We start from the raw sequence: 13,422 nt of genomic DNA, 5'->3' as shown, positions 1-13,422 counted from the left end.
GTTACTGGCTATATTGGCGCTTTAATCGGCTTTTCAAGCCTGCTCATCAATTTTTGGTGCGTCTTCTGCCTTGGCAACGACCACCATGGCCGGACGCACAACGCGACCATTCAACAGGTAACCCTTCTGCACCACGGCTACGATGCTGTTCGGCTCAGCATCCGGTGACGGCACCATGGACATGGCTTCGTGCTGCTGTGGATCAAACGGCTCACCCACCGGGTTAAGCTGCTCAACGTTGAACTTGCCAAGGCTGTTCATGAACAGATTGAGGGTCATATCGACGCCCTCGCGAATGGACGCAACCAGCTCACCGTCGTTCTCCTTACCCTCGGTGCTCTCGACGGCCTTCTCAAGACTGTCGGCTACGGGCAGCAGCTCCTTGACGAACTTTTCAAGGGCGAACTTGTGAGCCTTCTCGACGTCGATTTCGGCACGACGACGCACGTTCTGCATCTCGGCCTGTGAACGCAGCATCTGCTCTTGCGCCTCCTTAACCTGGGCCCTCAATACCTCCACTTCAGACTCTTCACCTTCTACAACCTCGTTTTCGGCCTGCGCTTCTTCAGCCGCAGCTTCAGTTGCTTCCTTCAGCTCGTCTTCAACCTGTTCGTTGCGGTTCTCGTCGTTGCTCATGAGTTCTCCTGCTAGCTATCCGGTGGCCGATCACGGGACGGCCAATTGAACATGGCTTCCGACCGCAGCGAGCCGGAAAAATATAGATGCGATTCGATATGGGGCCCCGCTCGCAGGTTTCAACCACCCCGTCATTCAATCCGGCAGATTTTCAGGGCTATACAGTTTGCAAACAGCAAAAACCCTGTATATATTCACAGTCACTGTATATACCAACAGTAGTCGGCAGGCACCCAACATCGGGCAGGGCCATGCCAGCATTTCGAAGGACGCGGAGGTTACCTGCATGCTCACACAGCTGACAGTTTCCAATTACGCCATTGCCGAACGGGTCGAACTCCAGTTCAGCAAAGGCATGACAGCACTGACCGGTGAAACCGGCGCCGGCAAATCCATTGTTCTGGATGCCCTGGGGCTGGCAATGGGCGGCCGAGCAGACGCCGGCGCCGTACGCCATGGCGCCAAGCGTGCCGACATCACCGCCACCTTCGACGTAGCCGACATTCCGGAAGCCGCCGACTGGCTAGCCTCCCACGAGCTCGATGATGACAACGACTGCATCCTGCGGCGCGTTATCAGCAAAGACGGTCGCTCGCGGGCCTATATCAATGGCCAGCCCTGCCCGCTTGCACACCTGAAAGACCTGGGCGGCGTGTTGATGGATATCCACAGTCAGCATCAGCACCAGTCGCTGCTGCGCAAGGAAACCCACCGCAAACTGCTGGACGAATTTGCCGGCGTGGAACCGCTGGCCGCCGACACCCACGCGGCCTTCAAGGCATGGAACCAGACTCGCCAACGCCTGATTGAGCGCCAGCAAAACGCCGACGAAACCGAAGCCAAGCTGCAGCTATTGCGCTACCAGGTTGAAGAACTGGACCGACTGGCCCTGGAAGACGGCGAACAGGAACAGCTGGAAGAAGAGCAGGCGCAACTGAGCCAGGCCGACGCCGTGCTGCACAGCAGCCATCAGGCCGCCCTGCTGTGCACCGAAGAGGAAACCAGTGCAGCCGGACTGGTACGCCAGGCCCTGCAGCAGCTCGAGCAACTGCCGGTGGAAGTACCCGCGCTGGCCGACACCCTGCAAATGCTCAGCGAAGCCCAGATCCAGATCAGCGAAGCCGGCGATAACCTGCGCCGCTTCGTCGACGATTACGAAGCCGATCCGGCCCGCCTTGCCGAGGTGGAAGAGCGGCTCAGCGCGATTTACCAGATGGCCCGCAAACACCGGATCGGCCCGGAAGAGCTGCCTGAACTGCACCAGCGCCTGAGCGCGGAACTGGCCGAACTTGACGGCGGTGCCGGCAGCCTTGAGCAACTGGAAGCGGAACTGGACAGCCAGCGGGCGACCTTTGATGAACTGGCCACCCAATTGACCGACGCTCGCGAACGCGCCGCCGTGGAGCTGGACCAGCGCATTGCCGGAGAACTGGCGCAGCTGAGCATGCCCAATATGGAGTTTGTGACTCACTTGAATCGCAATAAAGATGATGAACCCGCGCCCCACGGCCAGCAGGATATTGAGTTCCTGGTCAGCGCCAACCCCGGCCAGCCGGCACGCCCCCTGGCCAAGGTGGCGTCCGGTGGCGAATTGTCACGCATCAGCCTGGCCATTCAGGTGGTGGTCGCCCAGACCTCAACTACACCGACTCTGGTGTTCGACGAAGTGGACGTAGGCATTGGCGGCGGTACCGCTGAGGTGGTTGGCCGGTTGCTGCGCACACTGGGCAGCAACGGTCAGGTCCTGTGCGTGACTCACCTGCCACAAGTGGCGGCGCAATGCCACCAGCACCTGTTTGTCAGCAAGTTCACCGAACGGGATGCGACCTTCTCGAAAATCGAGACACTGAATGATCAGGGCAGAATTGATGAAGTGGCAAGAATGCTGGGCGGGGTGGATATGACTGAGCACACCATTGCGCATGCCCGGGAGATGTTTTCAAAGGGACAGGCAACCCACCACTAGGCACCAGACACACTATCCCCCTCTCGATCCTGAGAGCTGTTTGGGGCGGGCTGATTACCCGCCCCTTTTTTTGGTTACAACTTTTTGCTTACGACTTAATCGGCTTTACGTACAGGATCAGGCTGTGATCGACGATCTCGAAGCCATGCTCCTTCGCGATTTTCTGCTGTCGCTCTTCGATCACTTCGTCAACGAACTCGATGACTTCGCCGGTCTGGGTGCAGACCATGTGATCGTGGTGGTCGTCGCCGGCCATCTCGAACACCGCGTGACCACCCTCGAAGTTGTGGCGCAAAACCAGGCCCGCCGCTTCGAACTGGGTAAGCACCCGGTATACCGTCGCCAGGCCCACATCATCGCCCTGCTCCAGCAATTTCTTGTACACGTCCTCGGCACTGAGGTGATGCTCTTCGGAAGTTTCCAGGATATTGAAGATTTTCACTCTCGGCAGAGTAACTTTCAGACCGACTTTGCGTAATTCGGTGTTTTCAGATGACATGTTACGATTCACTCTTTGGTGTGTCTCTCGGCTTCCGGTATGATGAAGCCGCCTTGAAACGGTTACCCCGTGCCACACCCGCCTCTGGCGGGCGATTTTAAGATAGAGGATTTCCCCCCACGATGCAAAAGCTCACAGCTCTGATTCTCACTCTCATTATGGCCGGTTGTGCCTTTCCTGGCGTGTATAAAATCAACGTCCAGCAAGGCAACATTGTGACCGATGAAGAGCTGACGGCATTGACCGCGGGCATCCCCCGCAGTCAGGTGCATGCAGTGATGGGAACCCCCCTGATGCTGAATCCGATCGACTCATCCAGGGAATATTACGTGTATACCTTCCAGCGTGGTGGCGGCGACATCCAGGAACAGCGCATCATCGTGTACTACAACGACGACCAGTTCTCCCACTACGAAGCCCAACTGCTGGAAGAAACACCCGCCTACTAAGCCGGAGCGCTCAGCCTTTCTTCTTGGCCCGGTTCAGACGCGCCTGCTTTGGATCGATCTGGAGCGGGCGATAGAGCTCAACCCGGTCACCCTCCCGCAACGGATGCGCGGACGGATCTTTGATCACCTTGCCAAAGATGCCCATGTCGATGCCGTCGGGCTCGATTTCCGGGAAGATTGCAACAATGCCGGACAGCTTCACCGCCTCAAGCGCAGTGGTGCCCTCAGGCACTTTCACCGGGACGATTTCCTGCCGATCCGGACGAGCATAAGCCACTTCCACATGGGGCATTACATCGCCCCCTGATATAACTGGTCCGCCCGCTTGCAGAATGCATCTACCATGGTGGTGGCGGCCTGGCTGAACACCGCGCCAAAAGCCATGCGCGACAGCGAACCCGTGAACTCGAATTCCAACGTCAGGATCACTTTACAGGCGCTGTCACTCAGCGGTTTGAAATGCCAGCGACCGGCCAGATTCCGGAACGGACCATCCACCAGGCTCATCTCGATAACTTCAGGCTGCAGCAATTGATTGCGGGTAGTCAGAGTATGGCGCACGCCCCCCTTGGCAATCTCCATGGACGCGGTGATTTCCTCCGCATTCTGCTCATGGATTTCAGTGTTGGCACACCACGGCAGAAACTCCGGGTAACGGGCAACATCGTTTACCAGGTGGAACATGCGCTCGGCCGAGTGCATGACAAGGGCTGTTTTATCGATCTGATGGGGCATGGAAACCGACGGTCCTGCTGGCAGACATTCAAAAAGGTATACGCGTAGCCAACCAGCTACGATTGATCAAACGCTATGATAAAGGATCTCGCCGTCTTTGGGGGCATTTTCGCCGGGCTCAGACTCCTTCGCTGGCATTTCTCCCTCTGTGTCACCGGCCGGCGCGGCCTCCTCGGGAATCTCACCAGCCGCATCAGGTTCACGCTGCGCTGTAGGTGCCGACTCCTCCAGCAGGGCTTCTTCACCAGGTTCAAACAGCACGGTGGCAGGCTGACTGCACCAGATGCCATCGCTGCCGGATTCACACAAATTGGTAAGAGAAAAGGCGGTGTATTGAAGGCCGATGTACGCCACCACCACCGGCAACACCAGGCGCATCACCCAGAACCAGATACCGGCAAACAGCTTGGGCGCCGGGCCCAGCATCTGGCTCGACAGGCTTCGGGTAATCCGCCAACCGGTGAACACCGACACCAGGATAGCAACGGCCGGTATCAACAGGCCACCGGTAATCAACTCCAACCAGCGAAACACCGTGGCACCGGCCATCCGGTCACTGGCCCAAACATTGAATGACAACAGCGACGCCAGGCCCGCAAACCAGACCGCGAGGCCGATGATCAGCGCCGACCAGCCTCGGGGCGCGCCGGTCCATTCCCGGAACCAGCCCACCACTGGCTCCATTAACGCCAGGGAGGTGGTCCAGACAATCATTACCGTCAGCAAAAAGACCACCGCAATCACGAACTGACTGGCGGGGAACGCCGCCAGAGTCACCGGCAGCGACACAAACAGCAAGCCAAAGCCGCGCTCACCGTCAAAGCTGGTGCCGCCAGCCGCCACCGAGAAAATCATCAGGCCGGCGACGATGGCCACCAAGGTATCCATCAGCACCACTGCCAGGATGGAACGCTTCAGCCGGGTCTGCGGTGCGGTGTAGGCTCCAAAGATCGCCCACACACCCATGCCGAGGCCCAGGGTGAAGAAGGCGTGGAACAAGGCCGCCTTCACACTGGCGAAGCTGACATCCTCGGGGTGGGCTGCCAGAATATGGTCAATGGCACCATCGACCCGACCGTGCCAAACCGCAAGCGCAAACAGCAACACCATTAACAGCAGAGTTCCCGGCACAACCACTCTCAGTGCGCGCTCAAGCCCTTTGACCACGCCCTGGATCGACACCCAGATAACCAGCACCAGAAAAAGCGCGTGCCAGCTCATGAACATCCGGTATTCACGGGGATCGGACACCAGTCCGGCAAGAATCTGAGTGGCACCGGCCTGATCAATGCCCGAGAATTTGCCTATCGCGCCATAGAACACGTAGGCCAGCGCAATGGAGCCAAACACGGCAGTGAACGACAACACCAGAAACGCCGCAAGAATCCCGAGCCGACCCACGATGAGCCAGGCATTAGACGCCTTGGCAGTGCGGACAAAGCCGTCGAGCGCCAGCACCAGGCCATGACGGGAATACCGGCCCAACGCCGCCTCAGTGACCATCAATGGAAAGGTCACCAGCAGCAGGCAAGCCAGGTAGATAAGGATAAAGAGCCCACCACCGTGCAGACTGGCAAGATAGGGAAACTGCCACAGATTGGCGAGCCCGACAGTGGCGCCCAACGCGGCCCAGAAAAACGTCGATTTGCGGGTGAAGGACCCGATGTGTGTCTGATACGGCGTAGGCATTCGCGTCCCTGGTCGATTCTGGCCTGACATTGTAGCTGATCGACTCGCCGACGCACGACCAGACAAAGCCGATCGCGGCGATTTCGTGACCGGTCTGGCAGTCCTGAGCTACAATGGCCGTTTTGCCGGCGACCATGCCGGCCAATTCGTTCATTCGTCCGACCCCGGATTAACTGATTCATGAGCAAGAAAAAGCCCGGAACGCCGAGCAGTACCATCGCCCTGAATAAAAAGGCGAAACACGAGTACCACATTGAGGAACGCTTCGAAGCCGGCCTGGCCCTGCTGGGTTGGGAGGTGAAATCCCTGCGCGCTGGCAAGGCCCAACTGGTGGACGCCTATGTGTTGCTGAAAAATGGCGAGGCCTGGCTGCTTGGGTCGCACATCACGCCGTTGAACACCGCGTCCACTCACGTGATCGCCGATCCGACCCGCACCCGCAAGCTGCTGCTGCACGCCAAGGAAATTGCCAAGATCATTGGCAAGGTGAACCAGACCGGTCGCACCTGCATCCCACTTGCCCTGTACTGGAAGAAGAACAAGGTGAAGTGCGAGATCGCCCTGGTGACCGGTAAGAAACAGTTCGACAAGCGGGCCACCGAGAAAGAACGCGACTGGAATCGCCAGAAGCAGCGTATTCTGCGCGACGCCAACGCCTGATCCCCGGCCAAACCAGCCTCTTCCATACCTGACGCTAGCGTTAAATGGCAACTCAGGTATGTCGCATTCGCACTCGCTTTGCACAATTTTCAATCAGGCCTATACTCGGGGGTTCCCGAGGCCTTGCAAAGGGAGTGCAAATGTCTCTTCTCCCCTCTCATACCCGAACACCCGTGGCGGCCGTCGATCGCGCATGGCTGCGCATGGACAGCCCGGAAAACCCGATGATGGTCTGCAGCCTGTTGGTGATCGACCGTCCGATTTCCGTTAAGCATCTCAGACGCACACTCGAAGAGCGGCTCCTGCGTTTCCGTCAGTTTCGCCAGCGGATAGTCGACACCGGCGACCGCGCTTACTGGCAGGACGACCCGTCCTTTGATCTGGACAACCATCTGCACATGGTTGCCCTGCCCGGCAAGGCGGACCAGGCCCAATTGCAGAAACTGGTGGGCGATCTGAACAGCACCGCAATGGATTTCCGGCGGCCACTCTGGCAAATGCACTACATCGACAATTACCAGGGCGGTAGCGCACTGCTGATCCGCATCCATCACTGCATCGCCGATGGTATTTCCCTGGTGCGAGTGATGCTGTCGCTGACCGACAAAACCCCGGAACCAGTGCTGCTGAAAGTGGCCGCAAGCCCAAACCGACCAGCACCAAAACGGTCATGGCTACAAAGCACCCTGCACCGGGCTGTGGACAATATTCAGACCGCAACCTATCAGACCAAGCTCTTCATCCAGTCGGTTCGTGAAGACCCGAACTATCCTGTCAAACTGGCGTCCACCGCCGGCAGCGTCGCATTCGATCTGCTCAAGCTGGGCCTTGCGCCGTTCGAGCCAGAGACCGGACTGCGGCGCCCATTGTGCGGGCGCAAACACGTCGCCTGGGCCAAACCGCTAGATCTGGATGAAGTGAAAGCCTGCGCCAAAGCCCTCGGCGGCACCGTGAACGACACCCTGATGTGCACCGCCACCGGGGCCCTGCAGCGCCATTTCGCCGCCCGTCGCGAAGCCGTGCCCGAGTGCGGCCTGCGGGTTGCCGTCCCGTTCAACCTGAGGCCACTGAACCAGCCGATTGAAAGACTCGGCAACCAATTCGGCCTGGTGCTGGTGAACCTGCCGGTGGAAGTTCAGGATCCCTTCATGTGCTTTCGGCAGGTGCAGGAAAACATGAACCGCCTGAAGCGCTCCTACCAGGCCCAGGTGACCTACAGCCTGCTCGACCTGTTCGGCCGCGGTCCCGACGCGCTGGAGCGACGCGCCCTCGGATTGCTCAGCAACAAGGCCTCCGCCGTGCTGACCAACGTGCCCGGGCCGAAAGAGCCGCTGTACCTGGCCGGTGGCAAAGTCACCCAGCCGATGTTCTGGGTACCCCAGAGCGGCTCGATTGGCATAGGCATGAGCATCTTCAGTTACGCCGGCACCGTGCAGTTTGGCATCACCGTGGACAAGAACGTGCACGCCGATCCGGACGAGATCATGGCGTACTTCCAGGAAAGCTTTGAGGCCCTCAGCCACGTTGCCCTGGCTGGTCGGCAGGGTGCCGTTGAACGCAAGGCGAGCTAACCGGATAGGTACAAGTATCTGCCTCAAAATCGCGATGGACAGAAACAAACCTTGAAGTACGGCAAACCGGACACATATACTGTCGGTAAGGGGACGACATGGCTTCGACGCCGGTGGCGAACCCTTGAGTGCATGTCGAGATGGCAGCCAATCTCGTTAATCCAAAGCTGCAACGCAATAGTCGCAAACGACGAAAACTACGCACTAGCAGCGTAAGCTGCTAGTCGTCCTGACTGGGTCGCCCGTAGCCCAGAGCTACATCTCAGGACGTCATCGCTTACGGGATGCTCCGTTACCCAGAGCTCACTGGTTAACGGCTAAGATATAAAGAGATCGCTTCTTGCACCCTGACCTTCGGGTCGCTTGAAGTTAAATTAATAGAAGGACGCTATGCATGTAGACTCTCAAGGTTGAGTACTGGCGGACGCGGGTTCAATTCCCGCCGTCTCCACCAACTACCCAGAAAAAAGCCCCTGATTTCAGGGGCTTTTTTCGTTATCTGAGACAGCAATCAGTTCAGGCTGTCCACCTTTCGATCACACACCCAGGCTTGATAGTCCTTGCAAGAGAGCGGTTTCGCGAAATAGAAGCCCTGCACCACGTCGGCACCAAGCTCAGTCACAATGTCGTACTGCTCTGCCGTCTCAACGCCCTCAATAGTAACGGTGAGGTCCAGAGCATGGGCCATTTTCACCATCGAACTTAGCACCGTGCGGGCGCGGGCGCTGTTCTCCAGTTCCATCACAAAGGCCCGATCGATTTTCAATCCTGAGAGCGGTAACTGGGAGAGATACTGAAACGACGAATACCCGGTACCAAAGTCGTCCAAGCTTACAAGAAAGCCCTGCTCTCTCAGGCGTTCAATGGACAACTTGGCATGCGCGGGATCACTTATCAGCGCCCCTTCAGTGATTTCGATCTCCAGCTTGCCGGGTTCAACGCCATAGAGTGAGACGATCTCGCCCAGATTCTGAATTAACGCATCGTCCCGCAGGTTCTTGGTGGAAAAATTAATACTCACGGCCGACAAATTGAACTGCTCAATATCCTCACAGGCTTTTCTGATAACGAAACGGGTAACGGGCTCAATCAACGTGGTGCTCTCAAGCTTTGGCATGAACACCCCAGGCAACACCATTTTACCGTCGTCATCAAACCACCGAAGCAACCCCTCGCTGCCGATATGCTCACCTGTTTTCAGGCAAATTTTGGGCTGATAGAAAAGCGTGAACTGATTCTTTGCCAAGCCATCTCTCACCCGCGAGATTAGCTGAACCCGTCCTGCTGTCTGCCGGTCCAAGACCGGATCATAGGCTTTATAGAACTGACTGGTTTCAATGGCGGCAACCAGCCCCGTACGCGCGCGATTGATGACCAGCTCTGGGGCAAGATCATGTTGATCCACCAAATAGCTACCAGCGACTAACTGTACCCTCAATGGCAGACCATCGACTTCTGATTCCTTTTCACCGACGCGACTAACAAGGCCGGCGGCTGAGTCGACGTCTTCCCGCGATTCAGCGAAAAACAGCAACAACAATTCAGAGTTGCTGAAACGATATATTCGGTGCTCTGCGCGAAACGCAGAACGGATGTTATCTGCGACGGACTTGACGACTTTTTCCGCGGCCTCGGAACCCATTGCATCAATGACTTCCCACAGATCCTGCATGCGTATCAGGATGACCGCCGGCGAGGCCTTCGACGTTTTTTGAGAGCGAGCAAAAGACAACACTCTTCTGAGATCTTCATTCAACGCCGCTTTATTCGGCAGGCCGGTGTCTTTGTCGAGCTGAACCTCACGCAGCAAGCGCAGAGTGGAATTGCGAAGCGCCTGAAATAGCCAACTGGTGAAGAACGCAATCAGGCAAAAGAAACCAATTCGAATCAGCCAATTATCGGTTGACTGCATCACGCCCGCTTTCGCATCGAGAGGCATCAACGGCCCCAGGAGGACGCCAGCAACAAGTGCGCTTACGATTGCCGGAATAGAACCAAACCAAGCAGCTGTTAAAACGATGGGGAGGAAGATCACGTATGGATATGCGTACTTGGTACCGCCTGTGGTATACACAATGAACGCACTAAGGCCCAACAAACCACATACAACCAGAAACTTGCTGATGTTTACGGAAGTCGCACCCTGACCGCCAAGACTGAGCACCTTTCTTTCCTTTGGCGCCACGACAAAATCTTGAGCCTTCATTTTTCACCCCTAAGCACTACCCCCGCATTCTTCAAAAAATCCGTGTGCCCAGAACGGCGGAGGCCCCAGAATTCGGGAACGGCTTGAACTCGGATTATTGTTAATTTTCAGAGCACACGAATCATCAGGCAACGAAGGAAGCGTAGTGGAAATTTGCCCTCACCGCCCTATGACTTTGGGTGTAAGTGATTGCTTTCCAAAAGGGAGAGTGGCGGACACCTGCCTGGGACGTCCAACAAACACTGCCAAACGCCCCTGGCAACGGTGTTGAAGTTTCTCTCCGTGAGAGATCGTACCCTGCGCTTGGCAACCTTCACAAATTCTGCACAATGGTTAACGAGGCAATCACCGGTATTTAATGAAAAGAAACCACAGTTCCGACCAGGTTCTGATTTTTCCCACCAGCACAGGCAACCGGACCCCAGCGATGGACCAGACCCAGCCACCCGCCAGCCTGACCGACGTACTCCAGCGCCTGCGTGAGCATACTGAGGGCCAACAGCACATCTCCATTGGCGATTTATTGGCGGCGGTTGGCCAGCGCTCATTTGGACCGGTGGCGCTGATCGCAGGCCTGATCACCATCGCCCCGCTGATCGGGGACATTCCCGGCGTGCCGACTTTGCTGGGATTGGTCGTACTGCTGACACTCGGGCAACTGTTGTTCCAGCGTCAATCGGTGTGGATTCCAAACAAGCTGTCCAACCGCCGCGTAGCTCGGGAAACGCTGATCAAGGGCCTGGACTGGATGCAGAAGCCGGCCTGTTTTGTGGACCGCTGGACCCGCCCACGGCTGACCTGGCTGGTGCGAGGGCCGGGGAAATACCTGATGGCGGTGTTTTGCATGCTGGTTGCCGCTGCCATGCCAGCAATGGAAGTGGTGCCCTTCAGCGCCAACGGTGGCGCGCTGGCGCTGATGGTGTTCGGAATGGCCATGGTGGTGGAGGATGGCTTACTGGCCTTACTTGGCATGACCATCACCGGGGGCACCCTTTGGGCCGTGATGATCGGGCTAATGGGATAGCGCAGGCTGCCGATAACCACTTGGAAGCTAGTCACCATTTGAAACAAAGCAGTTGAACCGGGCTCCAGGCCAATGCTGCTATTATGACGACATACCCTTGGCTTATCGGCGCTCCGTGCTCAACCGATTCAACCAGCCGCCACTACACCAGAGAATGCCCGTACTTGCGGGTTTTCGTCGCTTTGAGGATTGGATTCTATGCTCACTAAAACGAAACAGGCCCAAAAATTACTGCTGTTTCGGCTGTCCGGTACCCGGTTGTTCGGGATTGGTACCCTGAAGATTCGGGAAATCCTGCCGTTCATGCGCTTGAGCAAGCTGCCTCACAGCCACCACGCCGTCATCGGCACCGCCATGTTTCGTGGTTCTGCGGTACCGGTCATCGATATGGCAGCCGCCGTGGGGCATCCCCCACTCACCCCAGACGAACAGGCCAAGGCCTCAATCATCATCACCGACATACAGCGCCAGGAAATCGGCTTTCTGGTACGGGGTGTGCACCAGATCATCGAGGCTGACTGGAAGCATGTGATGCCACCCCCCAAGGCGCTGGGTGATCGGGCCTTCATCACCGGCCTGCTGGACCTGGAGGGGGATATTATCCAGCTGCTGGATGTGGAGCTGTTGCTGGCGAAGGTGTATCCGGAATCCCTGCACGTCGAGGATGTGGCACTCACCGATGTTCAGAGCGAAACCCTGAAGGCACTCAACATCCTGCTGGTGGACGATTCCCAGGTGGCTCGCAAGCAGCTGTCGGATGCCCTGGACAGCAAGGACATCTCCTACCAGGTAACGTCCAACGGCGATGATGCCTTGCAGATTCTGCTGACCAACGATGAGCTGAACAAACCTATCGACATCCTGGTCAGCGACATTGAAATGCCTGGGCTCGATGGCTACGAACTGACGTTCAATCTTCGCGACAACTCGGCCGTGAAACAGCCCTATGTGATTCTCCACACCTCACTGAACAGTGAGATGAGTCTGAGCTACGCCAACCAGGTGGGCGCCAATGAGGCGCTCACCAAGTTCGATGCCAAAGAGCTGCTGCAGGCAATGTTGCGGGGCGCCGAGCAGGCCCGGTAATCAGTTTTCGGTATTCAGGCTATCGCGCAGGTCTGCAAAGAACGCGTTGGTTTCGGTGCGAATCTCTTCCAACTGGGCTTCCCAGTCATCCCGGTAGCGGTTGTAGGTTTGCGCGCTCAGGCGCGTGAACCGCTCCCCGGTCTCGGCCAGAGTACGGCTGGCTTCCGCCAGGGTTTCCATGGTGGGTTCTTCCAGCGACTTAACTTCTTCGCTCAGGCTACGGGACGCCTGCTCCAGAATCACGCGGTCTTCAGGCGTTGCCTGGTCACCCTGCTCCAGCGCTTCATTGATTGACTCCCGCAGCTTTTCGATGGCCCCTTGCATCAGCGCACCAAAATCCTCAACCGCGTCTTTGGTCTTGCGCTCCACTTCTGCCGAGTAGGCCTCAAAGTTACGAGCAAACTCATTCATACTGGCTTCGATATCATCCGATGACGAGGAGAAACTGCTCGACAGTTTTTCGCCCAGCTTATTCAGCTCGCCCATGAGATTGCCAAACATTGATGGCCGCAGGAGTGCGTCTTCGGTGCGGCTATAATCCACTTGCCAGGTCTCGGCTTCTTTTATCAGAAAGGTGATCAGTTCCTGGTGCTCACCTTCTTTACCGTATTCCGGCGGCAGCCGGGTAACTACTGTGGCCTCCCGTTCATCAATCACCACCCGGCCGTAGGACGGCTCAATGCCGCTCCAGTCTTTGCGGAAACCGTCGAAGTCGTCGGGGGAACTGAGGGTCGAGAATTCGGCGACGGCATCGGCGTCGTTTTCAGCGACGGCCTGCCAGAATGCCTCGGCCACTTGCTGCGGCGTTTCCGGCTGGCTACAACCGGCCAGCACAAACAGGGCTATAGCTGCGAACACGCATCGAAACAGGGACTGACTCATACAGTGACCTCCTAATGAC

Annotated in this window: 13 protein-coding genes and 1 other RNA gene; 7 read left to right on the top strand and 7 right to left on the bottom strand. The window is 57.3% G+C overall.

Annotation, left to right across the window (positions count from 1 at the left end):
- Positions 1-33: 33 nt before the first annotated feature.
- Entirely contained in the window at positions 34-636 is a 603-nt protein-coding gene (gene grpE / locus FCS96_RS03025) for a nucleotide exchange factor GrpE (RefSeq protein ID WP_138438750.1), read from the bottom strand.
- Positions 637-922: 286 nt separating this feature from the next.
- On the opposite strand from grpE, the gene recN reads away from it, so the two are divergent.
- Positions 923-2,602: a DNA repair protein RecN gene (gene recN / locus FCS96_RS03020; protein WP_138438749.1), complete on the top strand. Its 1,680-nt coding sequence runs from the start codon at positions 923-925 to the stop codon at positions 2,600-2,602.
- 88 nt (positions 2,603-2,690) lie between these two features.
- On the opposite strand, the gene fur is transcribed toward recN, so the two are convergent.
- Positions 2,691-3,101, bottom strand: coding sequence for a ferric iron uptake transcriptional regulator (gene fur / locus FCS96_RS03015; RefSeq protein ID WP_138438748.1), 411 nt, complete (start codon positions 3,099-3,101; stop codon positions 2,691-2,693).
- Between the two features lie 122 nt (positions 3,102-3,223).
- Here fur and FCS96_RS03010 point away from each other — a divergent pair, with 122 nt between their 5' ends.
- Complete coding sequence (locus tag FCS96_RS03010; protein ID WP_138438747.1) at positions 3,224-3,550, top strand: outer membrane protein assembly factor BamE; 327 nt, start codon at positions 3,224-3,226, stop codon at positions 3,548-3,550.
- A 10-nt stretch (positions 3,551-3,560) separates the two neighbouring features.
- Here FCS96_RS03010 and FCS96_RS03005 read toward each other — a convergent pair whose 3' ends face one another.
- From FCS96_RS03005 to FCS96_RS02995, 3 genes are all read right to left on the bottom strand, one after another.
- Positions 3,561-3,842, bottom strand: coding sequence for an RnfH family protein (locus FCS96_RS03005; protein ID WP_138438746.1), 282 nt, complete (start codon positions 3,840-3,842; stop codon positions 3,561-3,563).
- Positions 3,842-4,285 carry a type II toxin-antitoxin system RatA family toxin gene (locus FCS96_RS03000; protein WP_138438745.1) on the bottom strand — a complete coding sequence of 148 codons (444 nt, stop codon included), beginning with the start codon at positions 4,283-4,285 and terminating at the stop codon, positions 3,842-3,844. The genes FCS96_RS03005 and FCS96_RS03000 overlap by 1 nt, the downstream gene beginning before the upstream one ends.
- A 66-nt stretch (positions 4,286-4,351) precedes the next feature.
- Complete coding sequence (locus tag FCS96_RS02995; RefSeq protein ID WP_138438744.1) at positions 4,352-5,974, bottom strand: sodium-dependent transporter; 1,623 nt, start codon at positions 5,972-5,974, stop codon at positions 4,352-4,354.
- A 180-nt stretch (positions 5,975-6,154) separates the two neighbouring features.
- On the opposite strand from FCS96_RS02995, the gene smpB reads away from it, so the two are divergent.
- From smpB to ssrA, 3 genes are all read left to right on the top strand, one after another.
- Positions 6,155-6,634: an SsrA-binding protein SmpB gene (smpB, locus tag FCS96_RS02990; protein ID WP_138438743.1), complete on the top strand. Its 480-nt coding sequence runs from the start codon at positions 6,155-6,157 to the stop codon at positions 6,632-6,634.
- A 140-nt stretch (positions 6,635-6,774) separates the two neighbouring features.
- Positions 6,775-8,205 carry a WS/DGAT/MGAT family O-acyltransferase gene (locus FCS96_RS02985; RefSeq protein ID WP_138438742.1) on the top strand — a complete coding sequence of 477 codons (1,431 nt, stop codon included), beginning with the start codon at positions 6,775-6,777 and terminating at the stop codon, positions 8,203-8,205.
- Between the two features lie 89 nt (positions 8,206-8,294).
- Positions 8,295-8,659: a transfer-messenger RNA gene (ssrA, locus tag FCS96_RS02980) on the top strand.
- 57 nt (positions 8,660-8,716) lie between these two features.
- Here ssrA and FCS96_RS02975 read toward each other — a convergent pair.
- A complete protein-coding gene (locus tag FCS96_RS02975; protein ID WP_138438741.1) occupies positions 8,717-10,411 on the bottom strand; it encodes an EAL domain-containing protein in 1,695 nt (564 codons plus the stop codon).
- Between the two features lie 427 nt (positions 10,412-10,838).
- Between FCS96_RS02975 and FCS96_RS02970 the strand changes: the two genes are divergently transcribed.
- On the top strand, positions 10,839-11,435 hold the full coding sequence (locus FCS96_RS02970; protein WP_138438740.1) for an exopolysaccharide biosynthesis protein: 597 nt from the start codon (positions 10,839-10,841) through the stop codon (positions 11,433-11,435).
- A 198-nt stretch (positions 11,436-11,633) separates the two neighbouring features.
- Entirely contained in the window at positions 11,634-12,521 is an 888-nt protein-coding gene (locus tag FCS96_RS02965; protein ID WP_138438739.1) for a chemotaxis protein, read from the top strand.
- On the opposite strand, the gene FCS96_RS02960 is transcribed toward FCS96_RS02965, so the two are convergent.
- Positions 12,522-13,403, bottom strand: a complete 882-nt coding sequence (locus FCS96_RS02960; RefSeq protein WP_138438738.1) for an SNARE domain-containing protein — start codon at positions 13,401-13,403, stop codon at positions 12,522-12,524.
- Positions 13,404-13,422 lie beyond the last annotated feature (19 nt).

It is taken from the genome of Marinobacter alexandrii (genome assembly GCF_005871205.1).
Classification (GTDB): Bacteria; Pseudomonadota; Gammaproteobacteria; order Pseudomonadales; family Oleiphilaceae; genus Marinobacter; species Marinobacter alexandrii.
This window is presented reverse-complemented; position numbering and strand designations above follow the sequence as displayed.

Coding starts and splice junctions, on each gene's coding strand:
- grpE (WP_138438750.1), bottom strand. CDS start 636: ATGAGCAACGACGAGAACCGCAACGAACAGGTTGAAGACGAGCTGAAG.
- recN (WP_138438749.1), top strand. CDS start 923: ATGCTCACACAGCTGACAGTTTCCAATTACGCCATTGCCGAACGGGTC.
- fur (WP_138438748.1), bottom strand. CDS start 3,101: ATGTCATCTGAAAACACCGAATTACGCAAAGTCGGTCTGAAAGTTACT.
- FCS96_RS03010 (WP_138438747.1), top strand. CDS start 3,224: ATGCAAAAGCTCACAGCTCTGATTCTCACTCTCATTATGGCCGGTTGT.
- FCS96_RS03005 (WP_138438746.1), bottom strand. CDS start 3,842: ATGCCCCATGTGGAAGTGGCTTATGCTCGTCCGGATCGGCAGGAAATC.
- FCS96_RS03000 (WP_138438745.1), bottom strand. CDS start 4,285: ATGCCCCATCAGATCGATAAAACAGCCCTTGTCATGCACTCGGCCGAG.
- FCS96_RS02995 (WP_138438744.1), bottom strand. CDS start 5,974: ATGCCTACGCCGTATCAGACACACATCGGGTCCTTCACCCGCAAATCG.
- smpB (WP_138438743.1), top strand. CDS start 6,155: ATGAGCAAGAAAAAGCCCGGAACGCCGAGCAGTACCATCGCCCTGAAT.
- FCS96_RS02985 (WP_138438742.1), top strand. CDS start 6,775: ATGTCTCTTCTCCCCTCTCATACCCGAACACCCGTGGCGGCCGTCGAT.
- FCS96_RS02975 (WP_138438741.1), bottom strand. CDS start 10,411: ATGAAGGCTCAAGATTTTGTCGTGGCGCCAAAGGAAAGAAAGGTGCTC.
- FCS96_RS02970 (WP_138438740.1), top strand. CDS start 10,839: ATGGACCAGACCCAGCCACCCGCCAGCCTGACCGACGTACTCCAGCGC.
- FCS96_RS02965 (WP_138438739.1), top strand. CDS start 11,634: ATGCTCACTAAAACGAAACAGGCCCAAAAATTACTGCTGTTTCGGCTG.
- FCS96_RS02960 (WP_138438738.1), bottom strand. CDS start 13,403: ATGAGTCAGTCCCTGTTTCGATGCGTGTTCGCAGCTATAGCCCTGTTT.